13 protein-coding genes are annotated in these 15,715 nt (G+C 38.7%); 3 read left to right on the top strand and 10 right to left on the bottom strand.

Annotated elements, in window-relative coordinates:
• Window positions 1–12: 12 nt before the first annotated feature.
• Window positions 13–1,695 carry an N-acyl-D-amino-acid deacylase family protein gene (locus BLQ18_RS12405; protein WP_090296589.1) on the bottom strand — a complete coding sequence of 561 codons (1,683 nt, stop codon included), beginning with the start codon at window positions 1,693–1,695 and terminating at the stop codon, window positions 13–15.
• A 68-nt stretch (window positions 1,696–1,763) separates the two neighbouring features.
• On the bottom strand, window positions 1,764–2,477 hold the full coding sequence (locus BLQ18_RS12400) for an NUDIX hydrolase (protein ID WP_139150394.1): 714 nt from the start codon (window positions 2,475–2,477) through the stop codon (window positions 1,764–1,766).
• Between the two features lie 185 nt (window positions 2,478–2,662).
• Between BLQ18_RS12400 and BLQ18_RS12395 the strand changes: the two genes are divergently transcribed.
• A complete protein-coding gene (locus BLQ18_RS12395) occupies window positions 2,663–4,975 on the top strand; it encodes a glycoside hydrolase family 3 C-terminal domain-containing protein (protein ID WP_245668118.1) in 2,313 nt (770 codons plus the stop codon).
• Window positions 4,976–5,052: 77 nt separating this feature from the next.
• Here BLQ18_RS12395 and BLQ18_RS12390 read toward each other — a convergent pair whose 3' ends face one another.
• The 5 genes from BLQ18_RS12390 to BLQ18_RS12370 all read right to left on the bottom strand — a co-directional run bounded on the left by BLQ18_RS12390 (window position 5,053) and on the right by BLQ18_RS12370 (window position 11,091).
• Window positions 5,053–6,132: an FUSC family protein gene (locus tag BLQ18_RS12390; RefSeq protein WP_090296580.1), complete on the bottom strand. Its 1,080-nt coding sequence runs from the start codon at window positions 6,130–6,132 to the stop codon at window positions 5,053–5,055.
• 101 nt (window positions 6,133–6,233) lie between these two features.
• On the bottom strand, window positions 6,234–7,274 hold the full coding sequence (locus tag BLQ18_RS12385) for an agmatine deiminase family protein (RefSeq protein ID WP_090297585.1): 1,041 nt from the start codon (window positions 7,272–7,274) through the stop codon (window positions 6,234–6,236).
• A 1-nt stretch (window position 7,275) separates the two neighbouring features.
• On the bottom strand, window positions 7,276–8,163 hold the full coding sequence (locus BLQ18_RS12380) for a carbon-nitrogen hydrolase (RefSeq protein ID WP_090296576.1): 888 nt from the start codon (window positions 8,161–8,163) through the stop codon (window positions 7,276–7,278).
• A 57-nt stretch (window positions 8,164–8,220) separates the two neighbouring features.
• The gene (locus BLQ18_RS12375) at window positions 8,221–9,975 is read right to left on the bottom strand and encodes a serine hydrolase (protein WP_090296572.1); all 1,755 of its coding nucleotides are present in this window, start codon (window positions 9,973–9,975) and stop codon (window positions 8,221–8,223) included.
• Window positions 9,976–10,203: 228 nt separating this feature from the next.
• The gene (locus BLQ18_RS12370) at window positions 10,204–11,091 is read right to left on the bottom strand and encodes an SDR family oxidoreductase (RefSeq protein WP_090296571.1); all 888 of its coding nucleotides are present in this window, start codon (window positions 11,089–11,091) and stop codon (window positions 10,204–10,206) included.
• A 131-nt stretch (window positions 11,092–11,222) separates the two neighbouring features.
• Between BLQ18_RS12370 and BLQ18_RS12365 the strand changes: the two genes are divergently transcribed.
• The gene (locus tag BLQ18_RS12365) at window positions 11,223–11,585 is read left to right on the top strand and encodes a winged helix-turn-helix transcriptional regulator (RefSeq protein WP_217630553.1); all 363 of its coding nucleotides are present in this window, start codon (window positions 11,223–11,225) and stop codon (window positions 11,583–11,585) included.
• Here BLQ18_RS12365 and BLQ18_RS12360 read toward each other — a convergent pair whose 3' ends face one another.
• The 3 genes from BLQ18_RS12360 to BLQ18_RS12350 all read right to left on the bottom strand — a co-directional run bounded on the left by BLQ18_RS12360 (window position 11,586) and on the right by BLQ18_RS12350 (window position 14,368).
• Entirely contained in the window at window positions 11,586–12,209 is a 624-nt protein-coding gene (locus tag BLQ18_RS12360; RefSeq protein ID WP_090296568.1) for a class I SAM-dependent methyltransferase, read from the bottom strand.
• A 51-nt stretch (window positions 12,210–12,260) separates the two neighbouring features.
• Entirely contained in the window at window positions 12,261–13,907 is a 1,647-nt protein-coding gene (locus BLQ18_RS12355; RefSeq protein ID WP_090296563.1) for an AMP-binding protein, read from the bottom strand.
• 107 nt (window positions 13,908–14,014) lie between these two features.
• Window positions 14,015–14,368, bottom strand: coding sequence for a DUF3088 family protein (locus BLQ18_RS12350; protein WP_090296559.1), 354 nt, complete (start codon window positions 14,366–14,368; stop codon window positions 14,015–14,017).
• A 165-nt stretch (window positions 14,369–14,533) separates the two neighbouring features.
• Here BLQ18_RS12350 and BLQ18_RS12345 point away from each other — a divergent pair, with 165 nt between their 5' ends.
• Complete coding sequence (locus BLQ18_RS12345; RefSeq protein ID WP_090296556.1) at window positions 14,534–15,376, top strand: 1,4-dihydroxy-2-naphthoyl-CoA synthase; 843 nt, start codon at window positions 14,534–14,536, stop codon at window positions 15,374–15,376.
• Window positions 15,377–15,715 lie beyond the last annotated feature (339 nt).

Here is a 15,715-nt window from a genome sequence, read left to right as displayed (position 1 = left end):
TATGAATTTTCATTATTGTTTAATGTAACCAGGACCACGAACTACTTGACCAGGCATTGCTCCAGTATGCTCTCCATCCTTTAATACTTGCTTGCCATTAACAAAAACGTGCAAAACCCCTTCTGAGTATTGGTGAGGGTCTTCAAAAGTTGCTTTATCGGTAATGGTTTTTGGGTCGAACAGTACAACATCGGCATAATTACCCTCGGTTAAACTGCCTCGTTTTTTAATTTTAAGATTGGTGGCAGGCCATTGTGAAAGTTTATGGACAGCTTCCTCCAAGGAAATCACTTTTTCATCCCGCACATATTTACCCAACAATCGGGCCACGTTGCCATAGGTTCTTGGATGGGTGCTCGACTTTAAGAATACACCCTCAGTGGCAGGGGAGCCAGCATCCGAACCAAAACTCATCCAAGGCAAAGCAATTTGTTTTTTTACATTGTCTTCCGACATTAAAAAGTAAATGGTGGTTACGCGACTTCCATCTTGCACTACCAAATCCATCGCAGTTTCCTCTGGAGAAGCGCCTCGCATTTCAGCTACCTCTTTTAAAGTTTTTCCAGTTAAATATTTTAAAGAATCTGCTCTAAATCCTACCAATAGAATTTTACTGGGATCCCCCGCTGCCATCATCAAACTTTCCCATTCAGTTGTGGGAGTTGTCATTTCAGTCATTAATTGCTTACGGATTTTAGGATCTTGCAAACGTTCTGCCCACTTTTCATACCCGCCTTCTTGTACCCAAGGCGGCATAGAGGCATCCAATCCTGTAGCACCTGCAACATAATTGTACATATCTGCAGTAATATGCAATCCTGCCGCATTCGCCGAATCAACTTTAGCTACCACATCATCAAACTTGGTCCAGTTTTCCTTTCCACTTTGTTTTAAATGATAGATTTCTGCTCTGATCCCAGCCTCATCTGCAATTTGAATCAATTCATCCAAACTTTCCAATAATCTGGAACCTTCACTGCGCATATGACTAATGTACATACCATCATACTCAGCAGCTACTTTGCAAAGTTCAATCAATTCCTCGGTGCTAGAATAAAAGGCTGGGGCATAAATTAAGGAGGATCCTACACCCAAAGCACCATCTTCCATGGCCTCTTTCACCAACAATTTCATAGTATCCAATTCCTGTGGAGTAGGGGCGCGGTCTTCGTACCCAACCGTGTAAACACGAAGGGTGGTTGCTCCAACAAAGGAAGCTACGTTCGGGGATATTCCCTTGGTGGTCAAGTATTCCAGATATTCATTTAAAGATTCCCAAGCGATTTCATATTTTATATCACCTTGACTTTCTTTTTCGTCCTCTTTCATAGATTTATTTAACGGTCCCATGGACCAGCCCTCTCCAAAAACTTCAAGTGTAACGCCTTGTTTAATGTCTGCCATAGACCGTCCATCTTCAATCAAAGATTCGGTTGCCCAGCTCAACATATTTATAAATCCTGGAGAAACAGCTAAACCAGTAGCATCAATCTCGGTAGTTCCAGTGGCATCACCCAAATCCCCAACGGCAGCGATAGTATCGGCGTTTATACCAACCGCTCCAATGTAAGAGGGTTGACCAGAACCATCTACGATCTGCCCATTTTTAATGAGGATATCAAAATTTTGTGGTTGAGAGCAACTGGCTAAAATGAAAATAAAAGCAAGGAAGGAGAAATAGTAGTTGGGTTTCATGGCTTGGTTATTAAGTGGGTAACCAATTTAAGTCAATTCCACCGCTAAATCAAGCTATTGAAGCCATTCTAGTCCTTTTTTACACGATATAGATAAGGTTTTCTTCCTGGGCTATCGGTTTGCAGTTTGGGAAGACGCTCAAACATTCCAGAAGCCAACATTTTTTTCTGAAAACGACTTCGATCCAATTCCTCTCCCAAAATAGTTTGATGCAATTGATGCAATTGAGGCATGGTAAAATCCTCTGCTAATAGATTGTAGGATAAATATTCGTGACGCACATCTTCCTTTAAGCGCTCTTTGGCCGTCAAAACAATTTCTTTGTGGTCCATCATCATATTGGGCAATTGGTCTAAATCAAACCAACCAAAAGCGGTGTCCAAATTTCCAATAACAGGAGTAGTACTTTCAAAATCCACCAAAGAATAATAGGCCAGGGTCACAAAACGGTCATTGGTCCAATAATCTTCTTTAAAAGGAAGGTTGTTGATTTTAAAAAATTGCCGCCATTCCTCTGTAAACTTTCTGTCTTTACCTCCAAATACCGATAAAAATTTAAAGTGAGGGTCATCCAATCCCGTACGCTCCTGTAAAATGCGCAATGTTGCATCGTCTACAGATTCTGTGCGTAAAATGTATCCCCCTGGCAATATCCATTTATCACCCAATTGAAGCAATAAACATTTAAGCTTACTGTCGGTGTAGCCAATGATTACTAAATCTACAGATAGATTGGGCAAAAACAGTTGCGCTCCCTTTTCGTAAAAATCATTCAAGTTCATGAAAACAAAAATAGTGATTTGTGTCATTTTGTCACATAAAAATTATTTTTATATTTGTGGCATATTGTCACATACTAAACAAACATGAAAAAATTTCTTCGAATTACATTAAAAACCCTCGGTATTATTCTGGGAATAGAATCTTGGGTGGACTTATTGGATGGTGGTATCTAAAATCCCAATTTTTGGATTTTGAAGATGACTACAAAGAAAAGAGAGACCTAACAGAACTCACATTACAGGGTAAAACATTTTTAGACCGCAACGAAAATGGAAAAATGGATGTGTATGAAGATCCAAACCAATCCATTGAAGCTAGGGTAGAGGACCTACTTTCACAAATGACAGTGGAAGAAAAACTCCATTTGCTTAAAGGTTCTGGGATGGCTTCTGGCGTTGGAATGGTTGATCCTGATGAGGGAATACCAGGGGTAGTAGGTACTATTGTAGCAACACCACGTTTGGGAATTCCAGCCATAAATTTATCCGATGGCCCTGCAGGTTTGCGCATTGAGCCGACCCGTGAAGATATTGATCGAACCTTTTATTGTACCGCATTTCCAATCGCAACTTTATTGGCTTCAACTTGGAATACGGACTTGGTATATCAAGTAGGGGATGCCATGGGGAACGAGGCTTTGGAATACGGAATTGACGTAATACTTGGCCCTGGCGCCAATATTCACCGCCATCCATTTTGCGGTCGAAACTTTGAATATTATTCCGAAGACCCAGTGGTTACAGGTAAAATAGGTGCTGCGATGGTTAATGGCATCGAATCCAACGGGGTTGGTACCTCGGTAAAACACTTTGTGGCCAACAACCAAGAAACCAACCGTAATTTTAATGATACACGGGTTTCTGATCGTGCTATGCGCGAAATTTATCTTAAGGGATTCGAAATCATAGTAGAAGATGCACAACCTTGGACCATAATGTCCTCTTATAACAAGGTAAATAGAACCTATACCTCTGAAAGTAGGGATTTGTTGACCGATATTTTACGTGATGATTGGGGATTTGAAGGTTTGGTGATGTCCGATTGGTTTGGTGGAAACGATGCCGTTGCAATGATTAATGCAGGAAACGATCTATTGGAACCTGGCACTAAAAAACAATGGAAAGCTCTTATTGAAGGGCAAGAAGATGGCACTTTGGACATGGAGGCTGTGGACACTTCTGTTCGACGCATTTTAACCCTAATTTTTAAAAGTAAGAAAATGCAGGACTACACTTATGGTGAAAACCCTGATCTAAAAGCACATGCCGATATCACTAGAAAATCTGCCTCTGAGGGTATTGTGTTGCTCGAAAACAAAGATGCACTGCCCATTTCAAAGGGGCAAAATGTTGCTTTAATTGGCTTGTACTCCTACGATTTTATTGCGGGAGGAACAGGTTCTGGCGATGTGAACGAAGCTTATTCTGTTTCTTTGGAAGAGGGACTCACCAACTCTGGATTTACTGTAAGTTTAAAAGCAAAAGAGGCCTATGAAGCACATAAAAGTGCCAATGCGGAAGCTTTTATAAAACCAGAGGGCATCAATGCCATGTTTGATCCTTATTTGCCTCCAGAAATGACATACGATAATGGGCTAATGCAAGAGATTGCCTCAGAAAGTGATGTTGCCATTATCACGATTGGCCGTAACAGTGGTGAAGGTGGTGACAGGAAAGTTGCTAATGACTTTTTGTTGTCCGAAGTGGAAAAAGATATGCTAAAAACAACTTGCGAAACATTTCATGCAGCAAATAAAAAGGTAATCGTGGTGTTGAATATTGGAGGGGTAATTGAAACCGCTTCTTGGAAAGATCAGCCTGATGCAATTGTATTGGCCTGGCAAGGAGGTCAAGAGGGTGGAAATGCTGTTGCCGATATTTTAGGCGGTGCCGTAAATCCTAGTGGTAAATTGACCATGACTTTCCCCATAAATGTTGATGATCACGCCAGTAATGCTAATTTCCCGCAAGATGGAGCTCCTATGCAAATGACGGATTTGCTTTTTGGAAAAGATGAAGTGCCTGCTGAAGAAATGGTAAAAGATGTGGATTATACCGAATATGAAGAGGGTATTTATGTAGGTTATCGTCATTTTGATAAAGCTGGTTTGGATGTTTCCTATCCTTTTGGCTATGGACTTTCCTACACCCAATTTGAATATGGGGATATGACAATGATTCAAGAAAATGATTCTTTGAAAGTGGCCATACCAGTGACCAATATTGGTGAATTATCTGGTAAAGAAGTGGTTCAGTTTTATGTCTCCAAAGATTCAACTCAAATAGATAGACCTGAGCAAGAACTAAAAGCCTTTGCCAAAACAGCACTTTTGGCCTCAGGAGCAACTGATACCTTAAAAGTTGTTATTCCTAAAAAGAGTTTACGCTATTGGAACGAAAATAGCTCCCAATGGAGTTTGGAGCCTGGCTCTTACACCGTAAAAGTTGGAGCTTCTTCTAGAGTTATTAAAAAAGCAATGCAAGCAGACCTAGAGTAGGTAGAATTTTGATTTTTGGATGATGAAACAGGCAATCTTTACGGTTGCCTGTTTTTTTTCGTGAAACTTAGAATACTTTATTTTCTTCCAATTTTCAATTTCTTTAGCCCATGTAAAGTGGAATATCTAAGTTTTTCCTTATAAAGCACCCAGCCACCTAGGGCGCCAAGTATACTTCCTATGCAAATTTCCCAAAATCGAAGTTCAACCAAAGTACTTGGTTCGGCCATAAGTGGACTAGCAGCTTCGGATAAAAATATGGTCATAGGTGTAATGAATATCACCGCTAAAGCATAATGACGGGTAATCAATAACTCAATAATGAATTGTAGTATGATAATGGCAATGCAGATTTCCAATGGGGTATCCACAAAAGTTAGTAATAACCAACATAGCCCCAAACCAACAAAGGTTCCCAAAATTCGATAGGCCATTTTTTGGGTCATATGATACAATGAGGCCCCTTGCATGATGGCAGCACTGGAAACTGGAATCCAATACGGATTTTGATATCCCAAAGCATAACCAAGGGCCAGTCCACCTGAGATAAAAGCGGCGGTAACAATTGCTTCCCAAATGTCAGCGGCATCGTTTTTAAGAAAAATGGAATATACCTCTTTCTCTTCCTGATCTTTTGATCGATTTGTTTTCCAAAGGATAAGAATGGTCCCTAGAATACATGCTTCCATGGTACCCAGACTCAATGCCCCGATTTTAGTTGGAATAGTTTCCAAATGAAAAGGTTGACATATGGACAAAGCAGCAATCATCACAAAGAAAAAACTGCGTGGGGGTGATGTTTTGTACATTAAAACAATCCAATGCACCAAAAATGTGAAAAGGGCCAAAGCAATTACCGATGCAACGGGGTGAAAACTGAATATTTGTCCCACAGAAAAGGAAATGATATAACCAAAAGAGGCTACTAGAATGGTAACAAATCTAGATGTTCTATTACCTGTTTCAGGCAGATAAAGAATTACCAAACCTCCCAAACTTCCCATTAGGCCCAATCTGAGATTGTCAAAATAAAGACCGACCAATAATGGAATCCCAACACATATGGAAGCCAAAAGTGGAATATTCCAATTGCGTCTACTTTGACCTAGACTAAAAAAAAGTTTTAACTCCTTGCTGAACGATTGTTTCCAATTCATAAATCCGAACTAAAATTGGACTGAAAAGCACATTACACAGTCCCATTGCAAAGGTACAAAAGCCTTAAGCAAGGATTAAGGGCTGTATTGGTTAAAACCTGTTAAACTGGTACCTGCTGACTCAAGCAATGTAACGTTCCAAACCCCCAAATTAAATCTATGGCGTTAATTGGAATCACCTCTCTATCCTTAAATGCTTCTGCTAAAATATTCAAAGCTTCTCGGTCTCTGGAATCGTTGAAGGTCGGAACTAAAACAGCTTTGTTCAAAATCAAAAAGTTGGCATAACTGGCCGGTAATTCGAGACCATCAAAATCTAGACGATGAGGCATAGGCAACTCGATAATTTTTGGGGATTTTCCATTTTCGAGTTTTGCTGCTTTCAAACGTTGCAAATTTTCCTGAAGTGGGGAGTAGTTTGAAGATTTTGGGTCATTTTCGACAACGCTAACAATGGTATCCTCATTTACAAATCGTGCCAAATCATCTATGTGACCGTGCGTATCATCGCCTTTTATCCCATCTTTCAACCAAATGGTGTTTGTAACCCCTAAATATTCTTTGAAAATAGCTTCGTAATCTTCTTTGGTAAATCCTGAGTTTCTCACCTGAACTTTTGGATCCAATAAACATTCTTCGGAAGTAATCAGAGTGCCTTTTCCATTGACATCGATAGCACCACCTTCCAAAATTACAGGCTTGCCCTTGTATGTAACCTTTTGTGTGGGCACTTTCAAAAAGTCCGCAAATGTAGAAGGAACTTTACTATCTAGCTTGTAATTGTTGTATTTGGCCCATCCATTAAAATTAAAGTTCAAGGCGATTCGTTCTTTTCCTTTTTTAACGATAATTGGACCTGAATCCCTCATCCAACTACGATTGGTTTTGAGAATGATAAAAGAAACCTTTTTGGTGCTCACATGTGCAATTTCCAAAAGGCCAGTTACTTTTTCTTTCAGTTTTTCAGAAGCAACTACCAAAAACACTTCTTCATATATGGCCACTTTTTTAATGAATTCCACAAAGGCCCATTGAATGGCTCCATATTTCCCAGGCCAATCGTTGCCATTATGGGGAAAACAAAGCAAAATTCCTTGCTGTTTTTCCCACTCAGCGGGAAACCAAAAATTGTTTGCTCCCATGTTAGTCAATGGCTCTTTTGGTGATGGAACCATACATATCTATTCGTCTATCGCGAAGGAACGGCCAATTTTGACGTACATTCTCCTGAAGATCTAAATCTACTTCCGCCATCAATATTTCTTCTTTATCATGGGAAGCTTGCGCTAAAATTTCGCCTTGAGGACCACAGATGAAAGAGGAACCCCAAAATTCAATTCCAGCAGTATCGGGTAAGTATTTTTCCAATCCAATTCGATTGGCTGCCGCCACATAAACTCCATTGGCCACAGCATGACCTTTCATCACGTTCATCCAAGCACCATGCTGCTTTTCACCAAATTCTTCTTTTTCCTGCGGATGCCATCCAATGGCAGTAGGGTAGAAAAGCACTTCAGCACCTTGAAGAGCAGTTAACCGCGCAGCTTCTGGATACCATTGGTCCCAACAAATCAAGGTACCCACTTTCCCTTTTTGGGTAGGAATGGTTTTAAATCCTAAATCGCCAGGGGTGAAATAGAACTTTTCATAAAAATGAGGGTCATCTGGAATATGCATTTTTCGATATAAACCTGCTTCTGATCCATCTGTATCGATAATATAAGCGCTGTTGTGATAGATGCCAGCCATTCGTTTTTCAAAGAAAGGAACAATAATTACCACACCCAATTCTTTGGCCAACGCACTGAAAGCCGTAAAGGAGGTGCTATACAATGGTTCTGCAAAGGCAAAATTTTCGGTATCCTCAATTTGACAGAAATAATGACTGCTGTACAATTCGGGAAGGGATATTATCTCCGCTCCTTGGGATGCCGCTTTACGCACCCAACTTATGCACTTTTCTAGATTGTTTTCTGGTGTATTGTTCAGATTTAGTTGAATTACCGAAATGGTGTATTTTTTCTTTGCCATGTTATTTTAAAACTCAAATTTGCTTATGTAAAGATACTTGTAAAGCTTTAATTGTACTTATCTTTTGTCATATGGAATGTAATTTTCCCATTCCCATGGTGTATAAACGTCTTTCATTACAACCTCCAAAATTTCTTTGAAAATACTATTGCCCTTTTCAAAATTTGTCATGATCATGACGCCTTTTCCTGTTTCAGGAAACAAAACGGAATGATGTACAAACCCACTACCATGACCTTCTTTAAAAACAGCTTTTCCATAAGGGGTTTCAAAATAGCCCCAACCCAAACCATAACCAAAATTGATGTCATCATATTTGTCGGTAAAAATATTGGCTTCCTCACCAAATTGTTTTACGGTACTAATTTTAATATGAGGGCTAAAAATCTCGTTGTAGGACTCTTCAGAAATCAATTTTTGACTGAGTACTGCGGTCAAGAACTTAGTGTAATCCTCTGTGGTTGTTTCTAAAGTTCCACCGCCCCTTGGCTCATTATCTTTATCTTTTTTTAGGGATTTTCCATTTTCATCATGTCCTAGAGCATAATCATTTTCAAATTTTGATTTCCATTCATAGGCCGTATTATTCATTCCTAATGGCTTAAATATGTTTTCTTGTGCAAGTTCTTCCAATCCCTTTCCAGTTAGCTTTTCCAAAACCACTTGTAAATAGATGAAACCTTCTCCGCTATAGCCAAATTTTGTTCCTGGTTCCGAATGCACCCTTAATTTGTAATCCTCTTCAAACCATCTGTAATTTTTGAAACCTGTTGTGTGGTCCAAACACATACGAGCAGTTATTTTGTGGTACAAGGAATCTTCCTTCAAAGTTGAAAAATCATCGTGCCAACTTGTTTTAGGCTCGTATTCATACATTTTTTTGGGTAAATATGATTCCAGTCGAGTGTCTAAATCAATTACTCCTTTTTCTACCATTTTCATCACCAAAATCCCGAATACCGCCTTACTAAAAGAAGCTCCATACATATTTGTAGAGTCTGTTAATGGAATTCTATTGAGGTAATCTTTATATCCAAATTGTTTTTGGTAAATGGGTTGGTTATTGTTGAATACCGTAATGGCCATACCGTGAATTTGGGCATCTTCCATTAATTGATTCATTTTTCTTGTAACAGAATCTTTTGTGATCAAAGACCCATCCAGTCGTTCTAGGGTTTCCAATTTTGGCCCTGAACAGCTACAAAAGAAAATTATCCCAAATAGCAGTAGGAGAGTAGGCAATTGATTTTTATTTAAACGAATAAATGGTATGGAAAAAGGGTAATAGCATTTATTTTTTTGCACCACATATATAATGTTGAATATGATAATACCCACACATATAGGAACTACTGAAATGAAGATGAAAAAGCCCCATTTTTCAATAGTGAGCAAGCTCACAAAAGAAAGTACTGCCAAGATCAAGGCCGTTATTTGAAAGTTGATGACCTTTATGCCATGTTCGTTATAAATGGGATTGTCCTCTCTTTTATGAATCCAAAGGAACAAAGGAATAAGTACGTTGAGAAGGGGCAAAAACAATCCGACCAATGGGGTGGCATGCATTAAAAGTAACCATTTCTTTTTTAAAGTTTCATCCTTGGGATTGGTCAGCACCACCAAATCGTCCACTTCTATTTCTAACGCAACCGCTAATAATTTAATGGTATTGAGGTGAGGGGACACCTCTTCTTTTTCTATCCGTTGAATAGTTCTGACAGTAACATTGGTTCGGTGGGCAAGTTCTTCTTGGGAATACCCCTTTATTTTTCTTTGGTATTTGAGGCGTTCTCCTATGGATGCATTGTTCATAAATTATGGCTTTAAATTCACGAACAAAGTTATCCTTCGCATATAGACAGCACCACGACATTTAGATGTCACCTTTATGTCTTCATCAACAAAAATAGGAGGTAAGGACATATTTCTTGCGATAAATGAATTTGTCATTGAACTTAGTATTATAAATCAACAATACCTAGTCAGAAACAAAAAACCCAAGCATATGGCTTGGGTTTCTTTATAACATTAAGGATTCGATTAGGAATAAACTTCACTTAAAAAAGTACTAATTGTTTTCGTTTTTCTGCCCAATACACTTTCCAAATCATCAGTTGTTTGGTCGAATTCCCCATTGGCAATTCCTAAACTGAACATGGTCAACATTCCAATGATTTCTTCAGGTAATTGGTACGAAGCCATGGTTGTTTTAAACTCATCCACTTCAGGGGAAACATAGCCAATGGTTTCTACCAATGTTTCGGTCAATAATTTGGAAACCTCTTCAAAACTGGTTTGTTCGCTACCATTGAACTCCAATATTTTGTTTTCAAATTTGGATGGGTCAGCAAGAATATTGGCTTCTGCTTCTGCAAAGTCTTCACGGGGCACAAAGGAAGTTTTTCCATTTCCCGTTGGCAAATAAATAGTTTTGGATTGCAACAACTGTTCTTTTGCACCCAAGAACATCGGAATTAACTCTGCATACAAATTGTGGCGCAAAAGGGTATAGGTCAAGCCAGATTCCTTTATCCATTCTTCTGTTTTAATGTGGGCATCCACTACAGCAAATAATGGTGCGTCGGACGATTCATCTTTACGAACGGTACTGGTATACAAAATGTGCTTTACTCCTGATGCTGTAGCTGCTTCAACTACATTTTTGTGTTGTGGAATACGTTTTCCAATATCGCTGGCGGAAACAAAATAAAGTGTGTCTACGCCTTTAAAGGCTTCTTTTAATGCTTCCAGATTGTCATAGTCTCCCAAACGAAGCTCAAATCCTTCAGCAGCCAAAGCTCTTGCCTTATCGCTTTCTTTGTCCCTTACCAATACTGCAATGTTGCTTACATCTATTTTCTCTTTTAGCAATTTAGCGGTGGTGCCACCTAGTCCCCCAGTTGCACCAGTTATCAATATTTTAGCCATTTTATAATTTATTAAAGTTATTTAATTACTTTTGGTAAGTCAAAGGTAAATAGTAAGTTACTTTTCCACAAGAGCAGACCTTAAGGTTTGCCACTTACCTTTAGGTAATTACTATTGAAAAAGAGATAGTTATGGATAATAATGTGAAAAACTATGCAGATGAAGAACATTGTCCCGTACGAAATGTATTGGATAGGTTCGGGGATAAATGGTCGATGTTGGTTTTAATGTTGTTGAGTGACATGGAGGTACTGCGTTTTAATGAAATACATAAATACATTGGCACTATTTCTCAAAAAATGCTGACCGTTACCCTTAAAAAACTGGAAGTTGATGGATTGGTGAATCGCAAAGCATATCCAGAAATTCCTCCAAGAGTGGAATATTCATTAACTGACCGAACAAAAACTTTGATGCCGATAATTCAAGATTTGGCACAATGGGCCAATCAGAACATGGCGGATATTCAATACTCCAGAAGTAAAGCGGTTTAGTTATTTCCTTTTGCCCATAAATCGAATCACAGAACCAATTCCAACATGACCATCACCTTCATTGAGTTGAACTGTTGTTTTTTTGAGTTCGAGGATTTCAAAATTGGAAAAATCGTTTTGCAATTCGTCCAGAGAAAATAAATAGTCTACATTATTTGGACCTCCCACTTTTGGATTGACTTGTTTGTATTCCAAATGATCCTTGCTAAAAGCCTCAAAAATGATTGTGCCTCCAGGTTTCAGGTAACTATTCAATAATTTATGCAAGCCAGTACGAACGTTGGGAGGGAAGTGGGCATAAATTAAAGCAATGGCATCAAATTGTTCGGGTTGAAAGCCAAGTTTGCTTAATTCTCCAATCCTATAATCAAGGTCTACTTGATTTTTCTCCGCCAATTTTAAAGCTTTTTTTCTGCCTTCTTCACTAATATCAAAAGCGGAAACTCGCCATCCCAATTGTGCTGCATAGACTGCATTACGACCTTCACCTTCCGCTCCAAACAAAATGGTTCCAGGTTCCAATTCTTGCAATTTATTCTTTAGGTATTCGTTCGGCTGTGTGCCATAGGCGTATTCTTTCTGCCCAAATCTTGTATTCCACATTTTAAGCCAATCACTGCTCATACTTTTAGATTTTGGAACTAAAAATACATTGAATTAAAAAGTATGACAAGACTATGTGCTTTCATACACGACTCTTTCAGGTCTGGAGAACCACTCCAAATACATGGGTTGATGGATGGTTTCAATACGATTTCTTCTAATTTTCATGGAAGGGGTCATTAAACCATTGTCAACGGTCCAATTTTCCTTCATGATTACAGCTTTTTCAAGCTTTTCATGCTTTTTAAGATGCGGATTCAATTCATCAATAGACTTCAGGATAGAGCTGTTCAAACCTTCTTTCCCTTTAGCTCGTCCAGCTTCAGATGGAATAATTAAAACTATGGGCTGGGAAATTCCTGTTCCCACCACACAAATATGTTCCAAATCGGTGTTTTTGGACAACTCCAATTCAATTAAAGATGGCGTTACGTATTTTCCTTTGTCTGTTTTAAATTGATCTTTTATTCGCCCAACAATGGAAAGGTACCCATCGTGATCAAATTCACCGAGATCACCAGTTCTTAAAAAACCATCCTCCGTAAACATTTCAGCCGTTTGATCTGGTGATTTATAATATCCGACCATTAATGCATCACTTTTGATCAATATTTCGCCTTCGGCAGACAATTTTGAGGTCACACCTGGCAATGGTCTGCCAACCGCACCAAATTTATTGGTGCCTGGCAAGTTGAAATGGGAAAGGATGCAGTCTTCCGTCATTCCATAACACTGATGAATTTCCACTCCAATCCTTCGGTACCATTTTTGAAGACTTACCGCAATTGGAGCAGCTCCTGAAGCACAGAATTGGGCATCACCCAAACCTAATTTCATCTTGATTTTTTTCTTCACCAATGCATTTATAATTGGAATGGAAAGTAATTTGTCCAACTTCTTTTGCGACATTTTATTTAATACACCTTCTTGAAATTTTTGCCATATTCTGGGTACGGCAAAAAAGGTATTGGGCTGCACCAAGGCCAAATCTTCTGCAAAGGTTTCCAAAGATTCAGGAAAACTGACAGTCCCACCACCATATATGGCTCCCATTTCTATTCCTATACGTTCGGCAATGTGGGATAAGGGCAAATAGGAGAAAAACTTGGATTCATCCTTAAACTCTAAAGATTTTAAACCGTTTTGAGCCACCAGATTAAACGATTTCACTTTGTGCATTACACCTTTGGGGTTACCCGTGGTGCCCGAAGTGTACATAATACTGATCAAATCCTCTGGGTTTTGATTGAAGGGTTCAAATTCTGAAGTATTGTTAACCAAATCTTCCCAAGTAAATTCTTCTGAAACCCCATAAAGGGCCACTCCAATTTTTGGGATTTCTGGGATTCCTTTTTTTTGGGATTTATAATCATCCAATTTTCCAATAATAATGGCCTTGCTCTCACTGTGAATCAATATTTCGTGAATACTATCGCTATCCAATGTTGGGTAAAGAGGCACTGAAACAAACCCACCAAGCATCATGGCCAAATCAGCCATGAACCAATGCGCGCAATTTTTCGATAAAAGTGCGACATGGTCTCCCTTTTTCAATCCCATTTTATGCAAAGCGGCAGCAACCCTAATAGCTTGATCAAATGCATCTTTTCTGGAGTATTCAATGAACTTTCGTTGTATCGGTTGTCTTAAAAAAATGCGGTCAGGATTCTTTTCCAACCAAAAGTAAAATGCTTCCAGCGGAGTTTGAAAATTTTCCATTGTTCGGTTAATTATGTGTATATCAATATAATGAATTTATGCTTCACATGTATTCATTATTGTTTGATTATCAACCTTAAAGAAGTAAAAAAGTGACTTGTTTTAGATTAATGGGGTACTCCAATCCCATATTTTTCGGCTAAGAATTCTGCAATCAATGGTGCTTTGTTCTGAAAATAAAACTCACCATAAGACTCTAAGTAGTCAAGATCATCCAAATCAGATAATTCATCCTTTTCAAAAATTAGATTGGGACAGCCTTGGTTTTCTTCACCCACTAAATCTACAATCTCTTTTCTTGGACGTTTAAAATCAATGTAAATGATATCCAATTTTTCTTTGAGTACAGGATAATAAGTAATAACTCCTAAGATTTGGGCACAGGACGGACAATAGAACTTGGCATTTTCATCCATGTTCTTATCTGAAAAATCAGGTTTGAGTAGAAATAGTTTGGCCATAGTTTTAGGTTTTTATCAGTTAAATCCAAAAATGAAGTAGTTGTTAAATTAAACAATTAATGTTTTTAATTCATTGTTGGTTAAGCTAATAAATGAAGTGGCGGTTAATTACGGTCGAAAATGTAGAATTTCCGTTATTTTGTAATCCAATTAAATACTGCACTTATGGAATCACCCAAATGGCAAACTGCCATGGAATTTGAGGATATCACTTATAAAAAATGTAATGGGGTAGCCCGTATCGCTTTTAATCGTCCTGACATTCGAAACGCGTTTCGCCCAAAAACTACCAGTGAGTTGTACAAAGCATTTTATGATGCCCAAGAGGATACTTCTATTGGTGTTGTGTTGCTTTCTGGTGAAGGGCCTTCTTCAAAAGACGGTAAATGGGCCTTTTGTAGTGGGGGAGACCAAAAAGCGCGTGGCCATAAAGGTTATGTTGGTGAGGATGGTTACCACCGTTTGAACATTCTTGAGGTGCAACGCTTGATTCGTTTTATGCCCAAGGTGGTGATTGCAGTGGTACCTGGATGGGCCGTTGGGGGAGGACATAGCCTTCATGTGGTGTGCGATATGACTTTAGCGAGTAAGGAGCATGCCATCTTTAAACAAACCGATGCCGATGTAACCAGTTTTGATGGCGGTTATGGTTCTGCTTATCTAGCTAAAATGGTAGGACAGAAAAAAGCTCGTGAGATTTTCTTTTTGGGAAGAAATTATTCTGCCCAGGAAGCTTTTGAAATGGGTATGGTCAATGCTGTGATTCCACATGATGAGCTTGAAGATACTGCATACCAATGGGCACAAGAGGTATTGGAGAAATCGCCAACTTCCATTAAAATGTTGAAGTTCGCCATGAACCTGACTGATGACGGTATGGTTGGGCAACAAGTTTTTGCAGGGGAAGCAACGCGATTGGCCTATATGACCGACGAAGCTAAAGAGGGTAGAAATGCTTTCTTGGAAAAGCGTAAACCTGACTTTGGTAAGGACAAGTGGATTCCGTAAATCAATTGACAATAAACAATTGTCATTCTGAAGTTGGTGTCAATCCAATGAGATACCCTTAAATAGAAAAGAGTCTTGCCATTTGGTCAAGACTCTTTTACGAGAACACTATATGAAAATGAAAAAATTACTTTCTGAATTAATTACAATGTAAATCTACCCCTGTAGTTTCTGAATTTGAAATTATTGTTGTGAAGTGTTCCTTGTTTGTTGTCATCACTGTTAAAATAGAAATTGATGCTTCCCTGTGCGTAGAATAACACCCAATTATTCTAGTAATCCGAGCAATTAGTATAAATCCTACCTGCGAAAGACAGATGTAGCAATTAAATGGAATAC

The organism is Flagellimonas zhangzhouensis, assembly GCF_900102925.1.
In the GTDB taxonomy this organism is placed as follows: Bacteria; Bacteroidota; Bacteroidia; order Flavobacteriales; family Flavobacteriaceae; genus Flagellimonas; species Flagellimonas zhangzhouensis.
The sequence above is the reverse complement of the archived record's forward strand: the minus strand, read 5'-3'. Positions and strand labels throughout refer to the sequence as shown.